The sequence below is a fragment of the Psychrobacter immobilis genome, from assembly GCF_904846185.1.
GTDB lineage: Bacteria > Pseudomonadota > Gammaproteobacteria > Pseudomonadales > Moraxellaceae > Psychrobacter > Psychrobacter immobilis_B.
Genome location: NZ_CAJGZQ010000025.1, coordinates 26,651 through 49,937 on the forward strand (window position 1 = coordinate 26,651; position 23,287 = coordinate 49,937).

Here is a 23,287-nt window from a genome sequence, read left to right on the forward strand (position 1 = left end):
AGAAAGCCTTTGATAACAAAAGCTTTTTGACGCGAATAAGCCAGCAGCTTGCTTAGCTGATAAGCGTAGAAAATAGTACACAACCTCATTATTCATACAGCAGAAGTTACACAACGCTGCTTTTTTAGTCTGTTTGTTTTAGCGCATAATTGCTCGAGTATAGATACTGAGCCTTGTGACTATTACAAGTGTCTCATTATAAGCATTAGACATCAGTGCTTAGCAACTGACTAAAATAATGATGGAGAGATAGCGAACGTTGGCTATCATTAGTATCTTTACCCTCGTTATTTGACATGGTTTACATGCTCATTTGACGGGGGTTTTTCTTTTCTAGGTGTTGTTTTCTAAGCGTTATTTTTTACGCTTTGCTTTCTGCTACTACATTAGCGGCTTTATTTACTGTTATTTTAAAGGAATCTATTATGACCATACACATCGATATGCCAGCGTTACTGACTATAAATAAGAAGGCGTTTACCCAGCACAGCCTCGTCAAAAAAAGCGTGATAAGCACTGCTATTCCAACAATCTTAGCAGGCGCTTTATTGACGGTATCTACCGCACATGCTGCGCCTGAAATCGCCATCACTTCGTCTGCTGGTAGTAGCACTACCGTCGTTGAGCAGTATTCTGACGGTAAAACCGCGACCATTACAGCGACACCACACGGCATCACTATGCAAGACGGCATGCCTTATGCGGTGACTCAAGTAACTAACGTTCCACGCTATACGGTTCGCCAAGTCGCCAGTAATGGTGCGAGCAATACGGTCGTCACCCAAGGCAGCACCACGGTTACGAGCGTACCTGTGACCAACCAAGTCACCAATCAAACCAGCAAAGTTGATGTCATAGCTGTGCCGACGACTAGCGTGACGCAAGTATTGCCTGTGACGACGGCTACCCAATTGCCAGTCATCAATACGCCAACGACAACCATAGTGACGAACCAACCTGCAACGACGCAAATAGTATCTACGTCTTTAGATGCTCTGCAACTTACCCCGACCTTTAGTACGCCTGACGTGGTGAATGCACAAACCAAAGTGATGAAAATATTAAAAAATAAAGATGGTCGCGAAGTGGCTGTCCCTGCGAACCATATCGCACCTGGCGACATCATCGAATACCACACCACTTATACCAATACCACGGCACAACCCGTCACTGACATCAATGCCATGGTGTCACTGCCAAATGGCGTGCAATTGGTATCATTGAATAGCCCACTACCAACGCTTGCGACAACAGGCGGCGACAGTTATCAGACTATCCAACAAGTTGGCAATACTGTAGTCATCACAGAAAACTATTCTGGACTAAAATGGAACTTGGTAGATCTTCCTGCTAATGCACCGCAAACGGTTGTTATACGTGCGAAGGTTCAGTAAAAATTAGATTTGAAAGTTTAGATTTGAAAGTATTATTATTTAATTAATCTTAAAATTAATAAAAGGTCTTGCCGGCTAATTTCCTAGTCAGCAAGACCTTTTTGATGAGTGTACCTTATTCCTTAACAACCAACCTTTTGCTATAGTGCTATTAACTCAAAACAAATATCTGGTCATTATTTCCATGTATAAATTTACTCCTCTCTATTCATTGGCTTTTACCATTTATGGCTGTATTTTGAGTTCTATATCTTGGGCTGAAGCTGCCGAACCAAAATTTGACGCTAGCTTTTATATGTCGAAAATTTGTACTGCCTATATGAGTAAAGACGGTCATGAGTATTGCGATGATGGTTATATCCTTAAAAGCGAAACGTTAAATAATGGCGAAGTAATAGAAACTGTGCTTATGGATGGAATAGGTCATTACGGCTGGAACCATACTTCGCTTAAAAAAATCGATAAAGATACTTATCATGTCTATATCGGCTGTGGCAATCCGTGCGGTGCTAACATGCTATTTGGTCGTGGCGGCAAGGAGCAATACTTTGGCCGTTATTTCACCTTTGACCTAAACAGTCGGTGTAGCGTTAGATATAATAATGATAAACAATTATGGACGGCTAGCCGATTTTTTTCAGATAAAGAAATCGATTTTCCTTCGACCTATGACCCTGACACTTTTGCAGCTTACCCCAAGTACAACGTCGAGTTTGATAAAAAAGGACGTCTTATTATTAAAGAGTACTTCTCAGAGGAAGTGGTTCAAACGTTGCCTAATCCCTGCTCTCATAATTAAAAAATCTCATAAATAGCACGACAACAGTTGTCGCATTAAATCAATATTTCTTCAATAATTCCAGTGACTTACAAGCCAATTTGCTAAAATAATAGCTAATAAATGAATTGGTAATCTTATGGCCACCATCAATTATGAACGACTACAAGGCAAACTCAATATCTTAGCCGATGCTGCTAAATATGATGTTTCTTGCTCATCCTCCGCTGGTACGCGCAAAAATCAAGGCGGCGGTCTTGGCGATGCCTCAGCGACAGGTATTTGTCACAGCTATACCGAAGATGGTCGCTGCGTGAGCCTCCTTAAAATCCTCCTAACCAATCATTGTATTTACGACTGCGCTTATTGCACCTCACGCAAAAGTAATGACACCCCACGCGCTGCTTTTAGCGTCGAGGAAGTGGTTGATTTAACCATGCAATTTTATCGCCGTAACTATATCGAAGGGCTGTTTCTTAGCTCAGGTATTTTTAAAAGTGGCGATTATACGATGGAGCGACTGGTTGAGGTCGCTAAGATACTACGTACCCGTGAGCGTTTTAATGGCTATATCCATTTAAAGACCATTCCCGGTGCATCAAAAGAATTGCTGTTAGAAGCTGGTCTGTATGCTGACCGCTTAAGCGTTAATATCGAGATTCCGACCAAATCAGGTCTAGCACTGCTCGCCCCAGAAAAATCACATGATGAATTAAAAGCACCGATGGAAACGGTTAAAACTGAAATTATTACGATCAAAGAGAGCCGTAAAACCCATAAGAAAGCACCGAAATTTGTGCCAGCAGGTCAAACCAGTCAGATGATTGTTGGCGCGAGTAACGAGACTGACTTGCAAGTGATTCAGTTATCGAGTCATTTTTATAAACAGTATGATTTAAAACGCGTTTACTATTCTGGCTATGTGCCGATGCTATCTGACAGTCGCCTGCCAGCGATTGGAACGCCAGTGCCGATGATACGTGAAAACCGTCTGTATCAAGCGGATTGGCTGATGCGTTTTTATGGTTTTGGCGCGCATGAAATCGTTGAACCTGACTCGCCATTTTTAGACTTAGACTGCGACCCAAAGCTTGCTTGGGCAATCCGCCACCGTGAGCATTTTCCGGTTAATATTCAAACCGCCACTTATGAGATGATTGTGCGTATACCCGGTATCGGCACCAAGACGGCTAAAAAGATAGTAAAGGCGCGCAAGTTTAATCAGTTGACACTTTATCATCTCAAAAAAATGGGCGCGGCGGTCAATCGCGCCAAATACTTTATCGCGACGACGGGTAAGAACGAACATTTAGCGCATTTAACGCGTGATAACTTCCGGCAATATGTATTGGCACAGACGCAGACCAAGTATAAAGACCAGCGTAATGGGCAAATGGCTTTGTTTTAAGCATCAAGATTATTGATAAAGTGAGCCACCACTATTAGAGCAACTTGAGACAGCAAATTAGGATAAATAATGTCGCAGTCATTGTCAGAAATCGCTGAAACCCAACCTTATCATCTGGGGCAATTAACGCCCAATATTGTGCTTTATGAGCCAAGTTTTGAGGGTTGGCTGAGTGCGGTATTTTATGTCTATGCCAATAAACTGCAAAACGATGATTCTCTACAGTTAATCGCTCAAGACTGCTATATACCTTCATTAATCGCACAAGCGACTAGCGTTACTACTGATGAAGACAATGCCGAACGCGTACTGATAAAGCTGAATAAGCTCTTAGGTCGTTCAGGTATGCGCAATATTCTCTGGGGATTTTTATCCGAAAAAGACAATATCGGTACGACTCTATTTCAAGTGGTCAAATATGCCATTGACTACCCTAGCCGCCATATTATGGAGGATTTGGGTAATCTCAATGTCTTAGAGCTGGTGCAAACTGTCAAATCGGTCGGTCGTGAGAAACATCGTATGGAAGCCTTTGTACGTTTTGAGCATACTACTGACGATATCTATTTTGCGCGAGTAGAGCCTGATTTTAATGTATTGCCGCTGATTGGTGAGCATTTTCGTCAGCGCTACCAAGACCAACACTGGGCGATTTATGATTTATCCCGTGGCTATGGCATTTATTATGACAAGAGCCAAAGCTCGCCATCACGACCTGCGACCTTGCAAACTATCACTGATTTAGATGATACCGTGCTGCGCAATCCTGCCAGTATTCATAGCGAGGATGAGCAGCGCTATCAAAAATTTTGGCAAGGTTACTTTACTAACGTCAACATCAAAGAGCGTAAAAACCCACGTTTGCATAAGCAATACTTGCCGCAGCGCTATTGGAAATACTTAAGCGAAAAACAAGTACTGCCCAATGCTGAGCATTTACAGAAATGTCGTTAATGACTTTTATACTTCGATTCAAGCTTTTAAGCGTCTCTCTCTTAGAAACTCGACCATATAACCTTATCTTTTTATCTTGATGGTTGAGTTTTGGCGGCTTTTAACTGACAATAGCCACTTGTTATTATCAACTGGTCACCAATGCCATTATGAAAGTTATGCGCCTATTATCGTCTTTAAAGCATGATGAATCCGAGCGCGGTATTTTTCATCTTGGGCGCGCATTGGTCAAAAATGGCCATACCTCCATCATCGTCTCTAGCGCCGATGAAGATAATGATCTGGTCAAACGCCTAAAGCGTGATGGCAATAACTATCATCAGCTACACATGAATAAAAAGTCTTGGCTGTCGTTACTACAAGTCACGGCGCTGCGGCGTTTAATTGAAGAGTACGACCCTGACGTGATCCATGTGCACTCACGCACACCTGCATGGATACTGCATTTGGCATTGCGCCGCGCCCGCGTCAAGCGGATACCAAAGCTAGTGTCAACCATGTATGGTTTTTATCCGATCAATAAATATTCTCAAGCCTTACTCGATGTCGATACCATCATTACCGTCTCCGATAGTGTGACCAATTATCTAAAAAAAGGCCTGCGCCGAGAAGATGCAGACCCTAAAGTCATCAAACGCATCTACCGTGGTATCGATACGCGCCGCTATCCTTATCGTCATAATCCATCTGTTTATTGGCTACGGCATACTTTTGCTGAATATCCTGAGCTTGAGCATAAAAAGTGGCTGGTATTTCCAACCATTATTGGCAACGAATATGGTCAGGAATGGCTGATTGATATTTTGGGCAACTTGCAAGAGCAGTTCCCTAACATCCACGTCATTATCATGGATGATGATTATAGAGATGGTGACGTCGCACACGAAGATTTTCGTCAACGCACTAATACATTAGGGTTGGCTGATCGAATTACTTATGTAGGTAGCAAACGTAATGACATGCGTGAATGGCTCTCAGCCGCCAATATCGTGATGGCGCTTGCTAATGAGCCTGAATCAATCGGCATCAACGCCTTACAAGCGATTCATTTAGGCACGCCCGTTATTGGTTGGGATCAGGCCGCATTTAGTGAGATTTTACAACCGCTATATCCTCAAGGGCTGGTCAAAAAATACAATGCCAATGCGCTATGTAAAGCCGTGAGAAATCAATTAGAAAGCATTACACGCCCTGAAATGACCAATAAATTCACCATGCGTGAGATGATTGAAGAAACCCTCGCTGTCTACCAAGGTTTATACGACGACTCGCTCGCAGAGGAACAAGCTGCAAGCGATGCCGCTGCTGTCAAAAGAATTAACAAGACGCTAAAAAAATCCTCTAAACTCACTAGTAAGAAGCCTGAGTCTGCTTATGTCGCGCTTGCACCAGCCGATAAACAAACTAAAGTAAAGCTTATCAAAGAAAAACCTAAAGCGATGAATCCCTTAAATCCGCTTACTGACTCAGAAACGCTTCAAAATCATAAAGACCCGTAAGCCTACTACTTTATTACTTAGGCTAATATCTAACTGCCTGCTAGAGCGTGTTTTCACAATGAATTATTTCATACAAAAAAACGCGGCTTCTACTTTTAGAAGCCGCGCGTGAAATCACTATGGCCATTTAAACATCAACTTAAATAACTATTAAAATGCTCACCTAATAAGTCGTCGGGGTGTGCGCACTAACAATGCGAGTCACGCCATCAGTAGGGTTGATAAAAGTATGCGGGCGAATGGTATCAATTACGTAGCTATCCCCTTGGTTTAAGAGATACGTCGTCTCATCGATACGGATAAGAATTTTGCCTTCAATAACGGTGCCAATCTCTTCACCTTCGTGGGCGATTTTTTCTTCCGTTGAGCTGTTCGGTTGATACACCTCAATCAAAAAACCCAAATTCTTGGTGGTACTACAGTTATATACCTGTCTTAGTGACACTCTGCTACTCGGTTCGCTCAGCTCCAACAAATCCTTTGGCGTTACCACGACTCTCGCCTTTGGTTCTTTCCATTCATCACTAAAAAACGTGGTTAAATCAGAACCCAATACCGCTAAAATTGCCTTTAGCGTATTCACTGCTGGACTGACTTTATTGCGCTCAATGGAGCTGATAGAAGTATTGGTTAATCCTGACAATTTCGCAAGCTTACGTTGCGAGTAGCCTTTTGCGAGACGCAGCTGATTGATCTTTTTACCGATATCCTCTTCTGGCGACTCGTCATTTTCGGCTGACATCGCTGTCTCAGAGTCTGTCAGCTCATCTTCACTGATATCATCATCTGTATCGATATCAGCCGCTTTATCGCTGGCAACATCAGCGTCAATGCCGTTATTAATATCAATGTCAGTGCTGGCATTGTCTACATTGCCTTCAGTAGTGCTATTCAGTTTGGGGTTTGCTGGCATAGTGAATGAATTCCGTGAATAGAAATTTGGACAAGTCGTCTTGTGCATAATTTAACTCAGGATGCCATTGTACACCAATCATAAATGGATGTTGCAACAAGCTGATGGCTTCGACCAAACCATCAGGCGCTAGAGCCTCAACGAATAAACGCGCGCCTACTCCATTGATTGCTTGTTTATGTAGCGAGTTAACGTGCCATTTTTCACCAAAGGCGGCAAGCCTGCCATTTGCTTGAATAATCACGTCATGAACTGGCTGATACTGCACTTCAAGTGGCTGAGTATTGTCCTCTAAATGTGGCTCATAAAACCCCTCTACTTCCCGCCAATCAGGATGTAGTGTGCCACCAAAATGCACATTCATCTCTTGCAAACCTCGGCAAACCGCTAGTAATGGAGTGCCAGTCTTGTCTGCATAATCCAACAATTTAAAGCTCAGCTCATCACGACCCAAGTCTTGTTTCGCTTCAATATGCGTCGCGCCATAGCGCGTTGGTGCCACGTTACTATAACTGCCCGTCAACAAAATCCCATCTGCGATATTCAGTAGCGCCTCAAAGTTTTCGCTATCGGCAGCAGTATTTGGCAGCAGTATGGGATTGCCACCATAAAAATTCACGGCATCGATATATTTTTGATACACCGCTTGTGCTGGCTGCCCATCAACCATCTTATGACAAGAAACAATAGCAATAATAGGTCTAGAATTTTTCATACCGTCTTCCCTAGTTATAACAAATAGACCTCATCGTCTATATTGCTCAATCCTTTATTTAGCTGAAATTTAACACAGCACCTCATAAAATGTAAACTATAAATTTCAATATTGCCGATATTAATAATAAAATTGGAAAAATGCATTAATTTAAGATAATTTTAAATAAAAATTGACAACTATATTTTTCACACCTATATTGGAAGTCATCAGCGAGACATTAGACAAGGGTTGACGTTTATATCTCGATGTTAAGGGCTAAGAACAGCGAAATCTAAAGAATTCATATTATTAATAAAATCGGTTTTGAGAAATATAAAGAGAAACCTAAAGAGACACATAGAAACTGCTTAAATAAGAGGTAATCAATCGCTGTTTTACCAAGCATTGGTTAGAAATATCACTAAAAGACGATGCGCCAGCAGTATCCGTATTGACAATAATCCCAGTAATTCTAAAAATTCATAGGAAGAATAAACATGACGACAACCAATGGAATGGTCGAATCTGCAAACAACACAGAATATGTGTATGTTGCGGCAGGTGATATTAATGGCTTACTTCGTGGTAAGCGCATCCCTTTCAATCAAATGGAAAAAGCTGAAAACGGTGCGATACGATTGCCTTTATCTATCTTAGGCGTTGATATTTGGGGTGCTGATGTCATCGAGTCTTCTCAATGTAATGGCGATATAGATGCCATTGCTCGTCCTACGGGTCGTGCCGCCTATCCACTTCTCAACACCAGTGCGCCTTCATCGCTATTGCCCGTTTGGCTTTATACAGAAAACAACGAACCTTATTACGGTGACGCCAGACACGTTTTAGATTACATTAGCAAAAAATTCAAAGCGCTTGGTTTAACCCCAGTGATGGCCACTGAGCTGGAATTTTATTTGGTTGACTATACTGAAGGCGAAACCCCAAGACCACCTATCCGCCCCAAAAGTGGGCTAAGACTGAATAAAACCTCAATTTTAAGCATCAATGATCTATTACAATTCGATGAATTTTTAGACGAAGTTTATGCACAGTGCAAAAATCTCGATATCCCAGCAGATGCCGCGTTGGCAGAGAATGGCTGTGGTCAGTTTGAGATTAATTTATTACACGTAGACGATCCACTAAAAGCCGCTGACGATGCGATTTTGTTCAAACAGGTCGTCAAAGCCGTCGCTGCTCGCCGTAAACTCACTGCGACATTCATGGCAAAACCTTTTGGTCTGCAGTCGGGGAATGGTTTTCATGTGCATTGCAGCTTATTAGATAAAGACGGCAATAATGTCTTTGATGATGGGTCAGATGAAGGCTCAGATATCTTGCGCCATGCAGTCGCCGGATTGTTAAAGACCATGTCAGATTGCACGTTGTTATTTGCCCCACATGTGAATTCTTATCGCCGCTTTACACCCGGTACGCTAGCGCCAAACAATGTGTCATGGGGTTATGAAAACCGCACGGCGGCAGTACGTATCCCTGGTGGTGACTCAAAAGCACGCCGTATCGAGCACCGTGTCTCTGGGGCAGATGCCAATCCTTATCTGGTCTGTAGTGCGGTACTGGCAGGTATGCTGTATGGCATCGAAAACAAGCTGGAAGCGCCAGAACCCATTAATAGTATTACTTACGACGAAGCAGAGCTTAAGACCTTGCCACTGGACTGGCTGTCCGCCATCCGCAAATTTGAAAGCAGTGATGTGATTGATTCGCTGTTCCCAAGCGAGATGATTGAGCTGTTGATCGCGGTCAAAAAGCAAGAAGCCAAACGCTTTGCTCAGCAAGTAACCAACCTTGAATACCTCACCTATTTACAGGATGTTTGATATGTCAAATAGCAACTCAAGTAGCAATTTAAACGGCAACACAGCAACGAACCAAAACCAGCCGTCTAATAACACGCGTAATATTCCGCATTATTCAGATAAAGGGCAATATCCTGATAGCTATTATGCGGCCAGTCGTAATCCTAAGCCGGATAGACCAACGCTAAAAAATGACATCCAAGTGGAAATATGTGTGGTTGGCGGCGGCTACAGCGGTTTATCAACTGCCCTGCATCTCATTGAAACCGATCATGAAGTCGTGGTACTGGAAGGCGCGCAAATTGGTTGGGGCGCATCAGGTCGTAATGGTGGTCAGATCGTCAATGGTCTAAATGCCAGCCTACAAAAAATCAAAAAGTCTTATGGCCAAGAAAATGCAGACTTCGTCGGTCAGCTCGTCACCCGCGGTGGCAAAATCATTCGTCGTTTTGTTAGAGACTACGATATCAGCTGTGATCTCAAAGAAAAAAACATTTTTGCGGCATTAAATAATGGACAGCTAAAAGACTTGCAAGAAACGCATGCACTATGGGAGAGCCATGGTATGCATGATCGAGAAATGCTCGATAAGCGCGGTATCCAAGAGCATATAAAATCAGATGCCTATGTGGGCGGAGTCATCGATCATTCCGGTGGACACTTCCATCCATTGAATCTTGCCCTAGGTGAGGCAGCGGCCATTGAGCAAGGCGGCGGCACCATTTACGAAAACACCTTAGTGGTTGATATTGAATATGCTGACGATGCTATCAAAGTCATCACAGAGTTTGGCACCGTGACTTGTAAGCAAGCGGTGCTATGCGGCAATGCCTATCTCAATAAAGTCATCCCTAAGCTGACTGACCGTGTCATGCCTGTATCGACGCAAATTATCGCCACCGAGCCGCTGGGTGATTTAGCAGACCAGTTACTGCCAACCGATGTTTGTGTCGAAGATGTCCGCTACATTTTGGATTACTATCGCCTCTCAGCAGACAAGCGCATGTTATTTGGCGGCGGTACAGTCTACGGTGGTCAGGACCCCGCCGACATCACAGCTAAAATTAGACCAAACATGAATAAGATTTTTCCAGAGTTAAGTGATGTCAAAATTGACTATGCGTGGAGTGGGAACTTTGCGTTGTCTTTTTCTCGCGTACCACAAATGGGCAAACTACATGAGCGAGTATATTTTGCCCATGGTTATAGTGGTCATGGCGTGACAGGCTCGCATCTATTTGGACAAATATTAGCCGATGCCATCAATGGTAAAACCAAAGAGTTCGATGCTTTTGCACAAATTCCTTGGATTCCGTTCCCAGGTGGTCGAGCGCTGCGAGTCCCTTACTCTGTCATGGGCTCATGGTGGTATGCGCTAAAAGATACCACTGGCATGTGAACGCATAAAAACTTTGAATAATAAACATTGAATAAGGTGTTTTTATTTTAAAAGCGGTCGTTACAGTGACCTATCATAGCAACGGATTGTTGTGATAGGGCGCGATAGACAGTTGATTCGCTACTGTCCTACTGTCTGTCGCGCGTCAACCATAGAATAGAGCTTGTTTAAAAAAACAATGAGGTTTTACAGGGAGCGTAAATATGAACATGAAGCTCAATGATGCGGTCGAAGGACAGTATCATAATAAGCGAGTATTTCTCACCGTCATAGTAGCCGTCGTTATCTATCTGGCTTTTGCTTGGCTATCTACCAGCCGTGCCCCAGACCAATCTTGGGGCGCCTTATCTTTACTACCAACATTACTAGTATTAGTCACTGCCATTGTCTCTAGGCGACCATTTGAATCCATGATCGCAGGCTGTGTCGCTGGCCTTGTGATGCTCAATCCTTTTGATTTGGTCTCCCCTTTTGCAGACAACATGTCGATGGTGCTGGGTAATGAGACCATTATTTGGATTGTTCTGGTCTGCGGTCTGATGGGTGGTCTCATTCAACTGCTTGAGATTAGTGGGTGTCTAGATGGCTTTAGTGAATGGCTACAAAAAATCATTAAGTCGCGCCGTCAGTCATTGTTGGCCACCTTTGCTTTGGGCGTGGTGGTTTTCATTGATGACTATTTGAACTGTCTAGCCGTATCAACCTCCGTCAAAAAACTCACTGACGTCTATAACGTTTCTCGTGAGAAGCTTGCTTATATTGTCGATTCAACCGCCGCACCGATGTGTATTATCGTGCCTATTTCTACTTGGGCGGTCTACTTTGCCGGTCTTTTAGAAGAAAATGGCGTGGCTGGCGATGGTGAAGGTATTGGGCTTTATATTAGCGCGATTCCTTATATGGCATATGCTTGGTTTGCACTTTTGATTGTATTTTTGGTCGCGTATGGCATTTTGGGTGACTGGGGTCCGATGAAAAAAGCCGAGGCACGCGCCAAAGCGGGTAATCCTGTTCCTGAAGCCTTTGTCGAAGAGCAACTGATCTCAAACGTCCAAGCCAAACGTAAACTATCGTTCAAAGCCAATATCGCAAACTTTGCTTTCCCAATGATTTTGTTAATTGTCTCGACGGTCTACTTCGAAATCGATCTATTACGCGGTGCATTATTGACCTGTTTTGTGACCGTCGTTGTCTATTGGATGCAAGGCATTTTAAGTTTTGAGACGCAAGTTGAAGCCATCTTTAAAGGCTTTAAAGTCATGCTTTATCCGCTCTCAACCGTCATCGGTGGTTTTTTCTTAAAAGCCATTAATGATGAACTTGGTATGACCTCATATGTGATTGAAGCTATCACACCTTATATGACCATTATTATTTTCCCTGCCGTCATTTTTGCCGTCATGGCTTTCTTAACTTTTGCCACATCATCAAGCTGGGGTTTGTATGTCCTTGCCATGCCGATTGTCTTTCCAATTTCTATTGCACTAGGCGTTAGCACTCCCCTTATGATTGGCGCATTGTTATCAGCATCATCATTTGGTAGCCATGCTTGCTTCTTTAGTGATTCATCGCTACTTGCCGCGCAAGGTGCTGGCTGCTCCCCCATGCAGCACGCTTTTACCCAGTTCCCCTATGCCATGCTCGGTGCGGGCTTATCCGTTGTCACCTTTTTAGGATTGGGTTATATGATGGCTTAAGCCAACCTTAACGCTATTATTGTAATCATTGACTAACGGGCAATGAGAGATGGTTCGTTAGTCAATAAAAACAGCCCTTTTATATGGTACTCACTAATAAATACGATAAGGATTTAGATCATGCGCAATGTTACCGTTGCTACGACTCAAATGGCATGTGGTTGGAATATACAACAAAATATTGCCACTGCGACTGAGTTGGTCACTAAAGCCGCCAACGCTGGCGCTAATATCATTTTGCTACAAGAGTTGTTTGAAACGCCTTACTTCTGCCAAGTTCATGACTTTGATTACTTTGCCCTTGCGACCTCAGTTGAGGATAATGCGGCCATCAATCACTTCAAGCAGTTGGCTAAAGACTTGGATGTAGTATTGCCTATTAGCTTTTATGAAAAGTCAGGCAATACCTTTTTTAATAGCGTGACCGTGATTGATGCCGATGGCGAGATACTTGGCACTTATCGTAAAACGCATATACCAGATGGTATTCCTTATGCCGAAAAATTCTACTTTACCCCCGGCGATACTGGATTCAAGATTTGGCAAACCAAGTATGCCAAAATCGGTGTCGGTATTTGCTGGGATCAATGGTTCCCGGAGTGTGCTCGTAGCATGGCATTAATGGGTGCAGAAATACTGTTTTATCCGACTGCGATTGGTGATGAGCCAACATTGGACATCGACTCAAAAGGTCATTGGCAGCGCTGTATGCAAGGTCATGCTGCCGCTAATCTCATGCCAGTCGTAGCAGCCAATCGTATTGGCACTGAGACAATTACTCAAAACGGAAACGATAGCGTCATGGCATTCTACGGTAGCTCATTTATCACGGATGTTCGCGGTGAGATCATCCAAGAAGCATCTAAAGATAAAGAAGAGATACTTAGTACGACTTTTGACTTAGATCAACTGACTATCGAACGTCAGCAATGGGGCGTTTTCCGTGATCGTCGTCCATCGACGTATGGCACGTTGCTGACTCATGGATAAAGTTTGTTAACAAGCAAGCTCACTCGCGCTATCGTCAAATAAGGTGCTCTATATGTCATTATTACCGAACCGATTAATCACTGGCTCAACACCACAACAAGACGGCTTTTACATGCCAGCAGAATTTGAGCCTATACAAAAAATATGGATGGTATGGCCATATCGTGCTGATAACTGGCGACAGCAAGCCGCTCCTGCTCAGAAAGCTTATGCTGATGTTGCATTGGCAATCAACAGATTTTGTGAGGTTGGCGTACTGGTCAATCCTGATGATTATCAATCATGCCGCGATAGTCTACCTGCTGACATCGATGTCATATCCATACCCAGCAACGATGCGTGGGCGCGTGATACTGTCCCGACATTTTTAATCAATGATAAAGGTGAGCTACGCGCTTGTGATTGGACATTCAATGCATGGGGCGGCGACTATGACGGACTATACTCGCCGTGGGATTACGATGATAAGCTGGCTGAACGCTTATGTGACCATCTAGGTATCAAACGCTATCGAACGGATGACTTTGTGATGGAAGGCGGTGCATTTCATGTCGATGGTGAAGGCACGGTTCTGACCACGCGCATGTGTCTGCTCAGCCCTGGGCGTAACCCGCACCTAACCGAAGATCAAATTGAAGACAAGTTAAAAGCCTATCTCAATGTGCAAAAAGTACTGTGGATTGATGACGGTATCGATCCTGACGAAACCACTGGTCATATTGATGATATTGCCTGCTTTGCGCGCCCTGGTGAAGTGGTTTGTTTATACACTGATGATTCTGAGCATCCATTTTATAAAGCAACACAAAAAGCCTATGAGCAGCTCTCAAATATGACCGATGCCAAAGGTCGCCGCCTAAAAGTCCATAAGCTTTGCTGTACCAAGCAACCTGTTACTTTACCTGAGAACTATGATATTGAGCAGTCTGATGATGCCAAGGCGCGTCAGACTGGTGATGTTTGTATCGCCTCGTATGCCAATTTTTTAATTTGTAATGAGGCTATCATCGTACCGCAATATGATGATGAAAATGATTCATTAGCCATCGAGCAGCTTGAAAAAGTATTTCCTCAGCATCAGGTAGTGGGAGTACGCACAAAGGAGGTTGTCTTTGGCGGTGGTAATATTCACTGTATTACTCAGCAGCAGCCAAAATCATCAATTAAAAGCATTAACCAAAAGCACCCGCATAAAAATATAGACCCAAATGGATTTTGAACCCAATAATATTTTAAAAAAGGACATAGCTATGAGCGATTATCAAGTTAATAATCCAGCCACTGGCGAAGTAGAAGCCACCTACCCTACGGCAACTGAGCAGGACATCCAGAACGCTATTGCACAAGCCGATACCGCTTATCAAGACTGGCGTCAGGTTTCATTGGATGAACGCAGTGCCATACTTCATAAAATTGCCGATATCTATCTTGAACGTCAAGATGAGCTGGCCCGCGTCGTTGCCAATGAGATGGGCAAGCCCGTTGCACAAGCAAGAGGTGAAATCGGTCTAGTTGCCGATATCTATCGCTACTATGCAGACAACGCTGAGCAGCTACTAACACCTAGTACCATTGATGTTGATTCAGGGTCAGCTTCGGTAGAAAAACGTCCTGTGGGCGCTTTATTAGGTATCATGCCGTGGAACTACCCGCACTATCAAGTGGCACGTTTTGTCGCGCCAAACTTTATGGCAGGCAATACCGTTATTCTAAAGCATGCGCCGCAATGTCCTAAGACTGCAGAAGCCATCGCTGATATCCTAAAAGATGCTGGCTTACCTGAGGGTGTCTATAACAATGTGTTTGCCACCAATGAGCAAGCAGCGACTATCATCGAAGACAACCGCGTACAAGGCGTTTCGCTAACAGGTTCTGAGCGAGCTGGGCAAGCGGTTGCTAAAACAGCAGGCGGCGCGCTGAAAAAAGTCGTGCTAGAGCTTGGCGGCTCAGACGCCTTTATCGTTGCAGCTGATGCGGATATCGAACAAGCTATAAAAGGGGCTATTTCTGGTCGTTTTGGCAATACAGGACAAGCGTGTAATGCTGCCAAACGCCTTATCGTCGTCGAATCTGTGTATGATAAATTCGTTGAAGGGTTTACTAATGCCGTAAGCAATATGGCACTCGCTGATCCACTTAATGAAGATACTTTCATTGGTCCAATGTCTTCAAAGGCAGCCGCAGTTAACTTGCAAGAACAGCTCGATAGCGCCATTCAAGCAGGCGCGACCGTATTGGTCGAAGGCGGCATGGTCAAAGACAAGCCGGGTGCGTGGTTTAAGCCTGCGGTATTGACAGATGTAACTGAGTCTATGGATGTTTATCGTGAGGAGCTATTTGGTCCTGTGGCGGTCGTCTACAAAGCTTGTGATATCGATCATGCCATCAAGATAGCTAATGATGTGCCTTTCGGACTTGGCGCTTCTATCCAAACGCAAGATGCTGCGCTAGCCGCTGAGATTGCTGACAAATTAGAAGTCGGTATGGTCACTATCAATGCGCCTTCTGGTAGCGAAGCCAATACCCCGTTTGGCGGCGTTAAACGCTCAGGATTTGGTCGCGAGCTTGGCACTCTTGGTATTACTGAGTTTTTAAATTATAAATTGATTCGTGATAAGTCGTAATCGATAGAGTCATTTTTAGAAAAATAAAAAGCCTAACATTGACTGTTAGGCTTTTTTTGTAGGACAATTTTATTAAAAATAACCCATCGAAAAAACTATTGCTTAGGTGGATTATCTTTTAACCATAATTGATTGACGATTTTTAATTCACGTAGCTCTTCTGCCATAATTGACTCGCTAATACCTGGATATTTCACCCTTGCATAACCATATAACGCAATACCTAAGACTGTCCAGCCAAAGAAAATCCACCACTCGATAGGGGTTAGCGCGGATGGCATACCTGGCATATACAGCATGAGTATTCCAAAACTTAGCGCAATCGTGACCATGCCAACGAGCTTACCTGCTGGTATTCTAAATGGGCGTACCATATCAGGCTCGCGGTAGCGGAGTACTAAGAATGAGATAGCGACACAGGTATAAGCAATAACGATACCAAAGCCACCAGCATCTACGATCCACACCAGCATTTTACGACCAAACAAAGGTGCTAGTGTCGCCAAGCCACCAATCAATAAAATCGCATTCGACGGCGTCTTATACTTTGGATGCAGCTTGCTTAAAAAGGCGGGCAACATACGTGCTTTTGACATGGCATAAAGTAGGCGGCTACCACCAATCAAGAAGGCATTCCAACTTGATAAAATACCAAGCACACCGCCAATGACTAATAAAATACCTGCCCACTTGCCATGCCAAGCATTGGTCATCGCATCAGCAGTGGCGAGCGTTGAGTTTTCGGCTTGTAAGAGTGGCAAGGTCGTGCCAACACTCCAAGCGATACCCACATACCACATTACCGCAACGACAATCGATAAAATCAAAAATTTACCAATATTAGGACGAGTCAGATCAATTTCTTCTGCCGCTTGCGGAATAACGTCAAAGCCGACAAACATAAACGGCACCATGACAATAACGGCCATCATACCGCCAATACCACCGATAAATGCAGGTGCTTGTACTGAGTTTGAGCCTTCAGGATTAAACATGACTGCGCCAATGAACAGCAACGTACCAACAAATAAGATGCCCAATACGGCCGTCTTTTGAAACCAGGCACTGACTTCCATACCGCGGATATTTAGCCAAGTGACGATGACTGAGCCTAGCATCCCAACGCCCACCCAAGTGGCATAAACATCCCAACCAGCGATGGTCCAGAGATACCCTTGATTGTAATTGGGGATAAAATACTCTACGACTGTCGGCAAGGCAACCGCCTCAAACGCGACCACCGAAAAATACCCAAATAGAATACTCCATGAGCAGATAAAGGAGACATTTACCCCCAGTGCTCTATGCGTATAGGTATGCTCACCGCCCGTAATCGGCATCGATGCAGCAAGCTCGGCATAAGTCACACCAATCAGTATCACTGCCAAACCGCCTATCAAGAACGCTAGCATTGCGCCCCACGTCCCCGCAGATAAAATCCAACCACCAGCCAAGACTACCCAGCCCCAACCAACCATAGCACCGAATGCTAAGGCGATAATATCTAGCGTCCCTAACGATTTTTTTAATTCAGACATAACCTGCTCCTTGTCTGTGTGTCATCCGTGTTAACCCTTGACGGTCACACTATCTTTTGTTTAGTGGGATAGTACCCATCATAATTATCATATATACCTTTTGATCGAAGCTGTTCGGCACTACTTGTTTCATATTCAAATAGTACAAACAGCAACGGCGTCTTGACTTGCAAGGCGCCGTTGTAAAAAATGTACTCAAAGCGAGTGCCATATGGGCAATCTTGCTGTGCTATTAAAAATAGCCTTCTAACCAAGATCGAGGCTTGATTAAAAGTGATGTATTTCACTATAAATAAATACTGAATACTTATTAAGCAGTTAGGATACCTTTGATAATATCTAGACCTTCTTGGAGCACTTCATCTTCAACCGTCAATGGCACCATCACGCGAATGGCATTGCCATACATACCGCAAGACGCTAATAATAAACCTTTCTCAAATGATTTTGCTTTTAGGTTAGTCGTCGCTTCCACATCAGGCTTGCCATCACTATCGATTAATTCAAACGCGAGCATCGCGCCTTTATGGCGAATATGACCGATACTGCTTAAGTTTAAGCCCTTTAAGAAAGCTTCGATTTTGTCGCCAATCTCAATACTGCGCTCAAGTAGGTTTTCCTCTTCGATGACTTCCATGACAGCGAGTGCAGCCACACAAGCCAGTGGATTACCAGAGTATGTACCGCCCAAACCGCCGACTTGCGGCGCATCCATGATATCAGCGCGACCGATAACGGCAGAGATAGGATAACCACCCGCCAAGCTCTTGGCACTGGTCATTAAGTCAGGCTCAACGCCCAACTGCTCGGTGGCAAACAACGTACCCGTACGGGCAAAACCACACTGCACTTCATCAAAAATTAAGACAATACCATGCTCGTCACAGATATCGCGTAGAGATTTGGCAAATGATGGGGTGACTTGATGAAAACCACCCTCGCCTTGTACTGGCTCGATAATCATCGCCGCCACTTCGCTAGGATCAATATCCGCTTGAAAAATCATCTCAAGGCTATGCAGCGCTTGTGCTTCTGTGACATTCAACTCTTCAGCTGGGAATAGCGCATGGAATACAGGGCCTGGCATTGGACCAAAGTTCTTTTTGTACGGCAGCACTTTACCTGTCAAACTCATGCACATTAAAGTACGACCATGCCAACCACCAACGAAAGAGATGATACCTGGGCGACCAGTTTTCGCACGAGCAATCTTGATACAGTTTTCGACGGCTTCTGCACCAGTCGTTAAAAAGAAGGCTTTTTTCTCACCGCTGATAGGCGCTTTTTCACAAAGTTTTTCGGCAAGATCTACATAGCATTCGTAGTTGATCATTTGCGCCGCAGTATGGGTAAACTTGTCAAGTTGCTCATGCACGCGCTGGGTGATTTTTGGATGGCTGTGTCCCGTATTCAGTACTGAGATACCACCAACGAAGTCAATATAACGATTGCCTTCAACATCCCAAACTTCTGAGTTTTTTGCTTTTTCTGCAAAGATGGGATAGGCAACGCCAAGTCCTGTTGGTAACACAGCTTTACGGCGCTCAAGTAGTGATTTATTGGTAGTCGTCATGGGAATATCCTTTTCTTTATTTTTAACATAAGTGCCAATGATTGAATGGCGGTTTTGAGGAATGGTTTATCTAATAGTTAACAGTTGTTAGTTGCTAGCTATAGAGGGGATTCATGGTGCTGAATCCCGTTCGATACAGTGTGACAATTAAAACCTGAAAAGAGAGCGTATGTCGCTAAACGGTTAGCTGACGTCAGAGCACCAGTATTTGGTCACGACATATTCTTCGATGCCGTATTTTGATCCTTCGCGGCCAAAGCCAGACTGCTTAACACCGCCAAATGGGGCGACCTCGGTAGAAATCAGACCCGTATTATGACCAATAATGCCGTATTCAAGACCTTCGGTAACGCGCCATGAACGTGCATAATTGCCACTGTAGAAATAGGCAGCCAAGCCATAAATCGTGTCGTTGGCCTGACGAATAACGTCTGCCTCATCTTTAAAAGTAAAGATAGTGGCGATAGGGCCAAAGATTTCTTCGTGCGCGATATCCATCTCAGCACTGATATCGGTAATGACCGTTGGATTGTAAGTAAGCTCTGAGGCGTCATTGGTGCTGCCGCCAGCGATAAGCGTCGCGCCTTTGTCTAAAGCATCTTTGAGTAGCGCTTGCACTTTTTCTAGCGCCTTTTGATTAATCAAAGGACCAATATCCACGCCTTCATCCATGCCGTTACCGACATTTAATTCAGCGACTTTTTTCACAAACACATCTAAGAATTCATCTTTAATGCTATCTTGCACATAGACACGGTTGGCACAAACACAAGTTTGACCAGCGTTACGATATTTAGAGGCGATTAAGCCTTCAGCTGCTTTTTCCAGATCAGCGTCATCAAAGACGATAAATGGCGCATTACCGCCCAGCTCTAACGACAGTTTTTTGATGGTTGTCGCACATTGAGCCATCAAGGTACGACCGACTTCGGTAGAGCCTGTGAATGAAAGCTTATGAATACGTGCATCGCCCGTTAGGATATCGCCAATGGTTGATGATTTGCCCGTCACTACTTGGATAACGCCTGCTGGAATACCTGCTTGTTCAGCCAAGGCAGCCAGTGCCAAGGCAGAAAATGGCGTTTCAGTCGCAGGTTTAATAATCATCGTACAGCCTGCTGCCAATGCTGGTGCGGCTTTACGAGTAATCATCGCTGCTGGGAAATTCCAAGGCGTGATCGCCGCGCAAACGCCAACGGGCTGCTTTAGGACGACATGGCGCAGTTGTGACTGATTGGCAGGGATAACATCGCCATAAACACGCTTGCCTTCTTCGGCAAACCAGCGGATAAAGCTATTGGCATAGCCCACTTCACCGCGCGACTCGTTTAAAGGTTTGCCTTGCTCAGCGGTCATGATGATAGCCAAATCTTCTTTATTGGCATCGATGAGGTCTGCCCACTTTTGTAGTAGATCAGCACGCTCTTTTGGGGTTTTGGCTGCCCAAGTGATTTGGGCTTCATGAGAGGCGGTAACCGCGTCGTTCACATCGTTGGTCGTTAGGCTTGGTACCGTACCGATGATATCGCCGTTAAAAGGATTGCTCACATCAATAGTCGAGTCATCACTAGCGGCATGCCAGCCATCTTTGATGAAACACTGCTGTTTAAGTAGATCTGGGTTCGATAGCTGTAGCGTAGACTGTGACAGTTGTGACATTGTGACGCTCCTTGTCAATTGAGGTTTGCAAATAGGATTCGCAGATTTATAGCGATAAGTGAATGACAATAAATAGAAGGTTATGATTTAAATAATTATTGATAACTTGTTAAGTGTTCAATATACTGAACATCTATTCTATATATGAGACATCATTATAAGAATGATAGCCAGCTATTTGCAACCCCTATTCTCATTTTAATGATGATTTATCGCGTTATTTTTATATTTTCCCAATTTTACTGACTTTTATAGGTTCCTTATGAGCTCAACTGCCGTTCCTGCCTTGGACAAAACCTTTCAGATTTTAGATTTAATTACTGATAGCTCACAGCCTTTAACCGCAGCTCATATTGCTAAAGAGCTCAATCTACCACGTAGCTCAACCCACAATATTTTGCAAAGTCTTTTGACCAAGCATGTCATCTATAAAGACAGCGATAGCCGCTTTCATTTAGGCTCTTATTTGATGTATTGGGCGGGTAAGTATGAACAGCAGCAAGGCGTCATCCAGTTATTTAAAGACCTCATTGTCCAGTATCCGATTCTTCTTCAACATACAGTTACTTTATCTAAGCTTGATTTAGGTGAAGTGGTATTTTTAGCCTGTCATGAAGCGCCTGCCCCGCTTGGCTTTACCTTTCGCGCTGGTGTTCGCGTACCAGCAGTATTCTCTGCTACCGGCAAAGCCATGCTCTCAACCTTCTCTATGGACAGTATAAAATCTATCTACGCTACCGGTTTCCCCGCACCTATTACCCAACACGGTGTTGATAACTTTAGCGATTTGTCCACCGAGTTGACCGCCATTCAAAACAGTCGCATCTCACTCGATGATGGGCAACTGCGCGAAGGGATGTATTGTTTGGGTACTTATATTCGCAATGCGTCAGGCAATGCCGTTGCGGGTATGGCAGTTAGCTTTTTGCAAGGCGAATATGAGTCCAAGCGTGCTGAGGTCAGTGCTGTTCTGATTGAATTAGCGCAGCAAATTGAGCAGCGTTTGGGTTTTATCGATAATAAATAAAGTTAAAACGCTGCTAGTTTCTTGCTTACTTCAAACTCTTTCAGTTATTTTGGTGATAACTGTTAATCTTCTGAAATAAGCCCTGATAAAAATGCTTGCAAATTGTCATTGAGCTTTTGCAAGTAATAACCGCCCTCGACTAAAACAATCAGTGGTTTGTTTAGCGCTTTCATCTTTTGTGCCAATATTTTAAATCCTTGCGTACTCACCGCACATCTCGCTTCTGGGTCGTTCTCATAAACATCAAAACCTAAGACATGAACGATGACATCAGGGTCAAATAGCGTCATCGCTTCGATAGATTTATCAACATACTCAAAAAACCCAGCTTCATCGGTGCCGTGCGACATTGGAAAGTTAACGTTATAGCCTTCACCCACGCCTGTGCCCCTTTCAAACGCATGCCCTGTCACTGCGGGATAAAAGTTAACGGGGTCACCGTGAACCGAGGTATAAAGCACATCGCTGCGATCATAAAATATTTCTTGGATACCCTGTCCGTGATGCATGTCGGTGTCTATGATGGCGATTTTTGCATATTTTTGCCGCAGATGTTCAGCGATGATGGCTGCATTATTTAGATAGCAAAATCCGCCAGCGGCGCTCTTGCGAGCATGATGACCAGGAGGCCGTGAGAAGCAAAGCTGTATATAACTTTCGGCACGCTCGGTATCTGATAAATCATCGTTCAGCAATGCTTCAGCCGCATTGAGTGCAGTCTGCGCAGACCAATAAATAGATGTCCAAGAGTGCTCGCTGATGGGCGCACTGTCATCCGCTTGATACTTTGCCGCTTTTGCCATGATACCGATACCGGAATTGTCATACGGCACAAAAATCCCCGTCTGTACCTGCGCGCCTAGATCTTCTTCAACTGCCATCCATTGATCATAGCCATGCTTGAGAAACTCAACATAACCGAAATCATGAACCGCCAATATAGGCACAATGCCAATATCTGTAGCTGTCGTCACCTCTAACCCTAAAGCTGCTGGTGCTTTTAAAAACTCGACCATACGCTCTGGCACTTCTAACGGTTCGTGCATCTTTCCATAAGAAAAATAGGGTAACGGTCTGTGCAGACTTAGGTTTTCATGGCTGTATATTTTCATGCATCACATTCCTTGTTTGACACTACTTGGTTTTACATTATTTTACTCTGCACACGACAAAAAAACAAAAAAGTCTGTTAAAGCAAAGGCATAATAGTAATTTTTAAGACGAATCAGACCATGCCAAACTTTAACAGACTTAGTGAAACTTTAACCCAAAACCTGAGTATGAACAAGGCAAGAATCACATGTTTGAGCCTTATGA

Annotated in this window: 18 protein-coding genes; 12 read left to right on the forward strand and 6 right to left on the reverse strand. The window is 44.0% G+C overall.

Annotated features, from left to right (window positions below; genetic code table 11):
• Positions 1-425 precede the first annotated feature (425 nt).
• From JMW94_RS12440 to JMW94_RS12460, 5 genes are all read left to right on the forward strand, one after another.
• The gene (locus JMW94_RS12440; RefSeq protein ID WP_227685511.1) at positions 426-1,394 is read left to right on the forward strand and encodes a hypothetical protein; all 969 of its coding nucleotides are present in this window, start codon (positions 426-428) and stop codon (positions 1,392-1,394) included.
• A 184-nt stretch (positions 1,395-1,578) separates the two neighbouring features.
• Positions 1,579-2,193, forward strand: coding sequence for a hypothetical protein (locus JMW94_RS12445; RefSeq protein WP_201604612.1), 615 nt, complete (start codon positions 1,579-1,581; stop codon positions 2,191-2,193).
• A gap of 118 nt (positions 2,194-2,311) precedes the next feature.
• Positions 2,312-3,580: a putative DNA modification/repair radical SAM protein gene (locus JMW94_RS12450; RefSeq protein ID WP_201604613.1), complete on the forward strand. Its 1,269-nt coding sequence runs from the start codon at positions 2,312-2,314 to the stop codon at positions 3,578-3,580.
• Positions 3,581-3,649: 69 nt separating this feature from the next.
• Positions 3,650-4,534 (forward strand): TIGR03915 family putative DNA repair protein, encoded by an 885-nt coding sequence (locus tag JMW94_RS12455; protein WP_201604614.1) that lies wholly within the window; start codon positions 3,650-3,652, stop codon positions 4,532-4,534.
• 149 nt (positions 4,535-4,683) lie between these two features.
• On the forward strand, positions 4,684-6,033 hold the full coding sequence (locus JMW94_RS12460) for a glycosyltransferase (RefSeq protein ID WP_227685512.1): 1,350 nt from the start codon (positions 4,684-4,686) through the stop codon (positions 6,031-6,033).
• A 163-nt stretch (positions 6,034-6,196) separates the two neighbouring features.
• Here JMW94_RS12460 and JMW94_RS12465 read toward each other — a convergent pair whose 3' ends face one another.
• Positions 6,197-6,946, reverse strand: coding sequence for a cupin domain-containing protein (locus JMW94_RS12465; RefSeq protein WP_201604615.1), 750 nt, complete (start codon positions 6,944-6,946; stop codon positions 6,197-6,199).
• Complete coding sequence (locus JMW94_RS12470) at positions 6,921-7,661, reverse strand: gamma-glutamyl-gamma-aminobutyrate hydrolase family protein (protein WP_201502284.1); 741 nt, start codon at positions 7,659-7,661, stop codon at positions 6,921-6,923. Before JMW94_RS12470 ends, JMW94_RS12465 begins: the two co-directional genes overlap by 26 nt.
• Before the next feature lie 479 nt (positions 7,662-8,140).
• Here JMW94_RS12470 and JMW94_RS12475 point away from each other — a divergent pair, with 479 nt between their 5' ends.
• The 6 genes from JMW94_RS12475 (at position 8,141) to JMW94_RS12500 (ending at position 16,173) form a co-directional block, all read left to right on the forward strand.
• The gene (locus tag JMW94_RS12475; protein WP_201604616.1) at positions 8,141-9,484 is read left to right on the forward strand and encodes a glutamine synthetase family protein; all 1,344 of its coding nucleotides are present in this window, start codon (positions 8,141-8,143) and stop codon (positions 9,482-9,484) included.
• Position 9,485: 1 nt separating this feature from the next.
• The gene (locus JMW94_RS12480) at positions 9,486-10,862 is read left to right on the forward strand and encodes an NAD(P)/FAD-dependent oxidoreductase (protein WP_227685513.1); all 1,377 of its coding nucleotides are present in this window, start codon (positions 9,486-9,488) and stop codon (positions 10,860-10,862) included.
• Between the two features lie 203 nt (positions 10,863-11,065).
• Positions 11,066-12,559, forward strand: a complete 1,494-nt coding sequence (locus tag JMW94_RS12485; RefSeq protein ID WP_020443104.1) for a Na+/H+ antiporter NhaC family protein — start codon at positions 11,066-11,068, stop codon at positions 12,557-12,559.
• Between the two features lie 117 nt (positions 12,560-12,676).
• On the forward strand, positions 12,677-13,549 hold the full coding sequence (gene aguB / locus JMW94_RS12490) for an N-carbamoylputrescine amidase (protein ID WP_201604624.1): 873 nt from the start codon (positions 12,677-12,679) through the stop codon (positions 13,547-13,549).
• Positions 13,550-13,601: 52 nt separating this feature from the next.
• Positions 13,602-14,768, forward strand: a complete 1,167-nt coding sequence (gene aguA / locus JMW94_RS12495) for an agmatine deiminase (RefSeq protein ID WP_201604617.1) — start codon at positions 13,602-13,604, stop codon at positions 14,766-14,768.
• A 31-nt stretch (positions 14,769-14,799) separates the two neighbouring features.
• A complete protein-coding gene (locus JMW94_RS12500; protein ID WP_201604618.1) occupies positions 14,800-16,173 on the forward strand; it encodes an NAD-dependent succinate-semialdehyde dehydrogenase in 1,374 nt (457 codons plus the stop codon).
• 95 nt (positions 16,174-16,268) lie between these two features.
• Here JMW94_RS12500 and JMW94_RS12505 read toward each other — a convergent pair whose 3' ends face one another.
• The 3 genes from JMW94_RS12505 to JMW94_RS12515 form a co-directional block, all read right to left on the reverse strand.
• Complete coding sequence (locus JMW94_RS12505; protein WP_045445480.1) at positions 16,269-17,711, reverse strand: APC family permease; 1,443 nt, start codon at positions 17,709-17,711, stop codon at positions 16,269-16,271.
• A gap of 310 nt (positions 17,712-18,021) precedes the next feature.
• On the reverse strand, positions 18,022-19,284 hold the full coding sequence (gene gabT / locus JMW94_RS12510) for a 4-aminobutyrate--2-oxoglutarate transaminase (RefSeq protein WP_201604619.1): 1,263 nt from the start codon (positions 19,282-19,284) through the stop codon (positions 18,022-18,024).
• 183 nt (positions 19,285-19,467) lie between these two features.
• On the reverse strand, positions 19,468-20,943 hold the full coding sequence (locus JMW94_RS12515) for an NAD-dependent succinate-semialdehyde dehydrogenase (protein WP_170108280.1): 1,476 nt from the start codon (positions 20,941-20,943) through the stop codon (positions 19,468-19,470).
• A gap of 262 nt (positions 20,944-21,205) precedes the next feature.
• On the opposite strand from JMW94_RS12515, the gene JMW94_RS12520 reads away from it, so the two are divergent.
• Positions 21,206-21,970, forward strand: a complete 765-nt coding sequence (locus JMW94_RS12520; protein ID WP_055123914.1) for an IclR family transcriptional regulator — start codon at positions 21,206-21,208, stop codon at positions 21,968-21,970.
• A 62-nt stretch (positions 21,971-22,032) separates the two neighbouring features.
• Here JMW94_RS12520 and JMW94_RS12525 read toward each other — a convergent pair whose 3' ends face one another.
• Positions 22,033-23,082, reverse strand: a complete 1,050-nt coding sequence (locus JMW94_RS12525) for a histone deacetylase family protein (protein ID WP_201604620.1) — start codon at positions 23,080-23,082, stop codon at positions 22,033-22,035.
• Positions 23,083-23,287 lie beyond the last annotated feature (205 nt).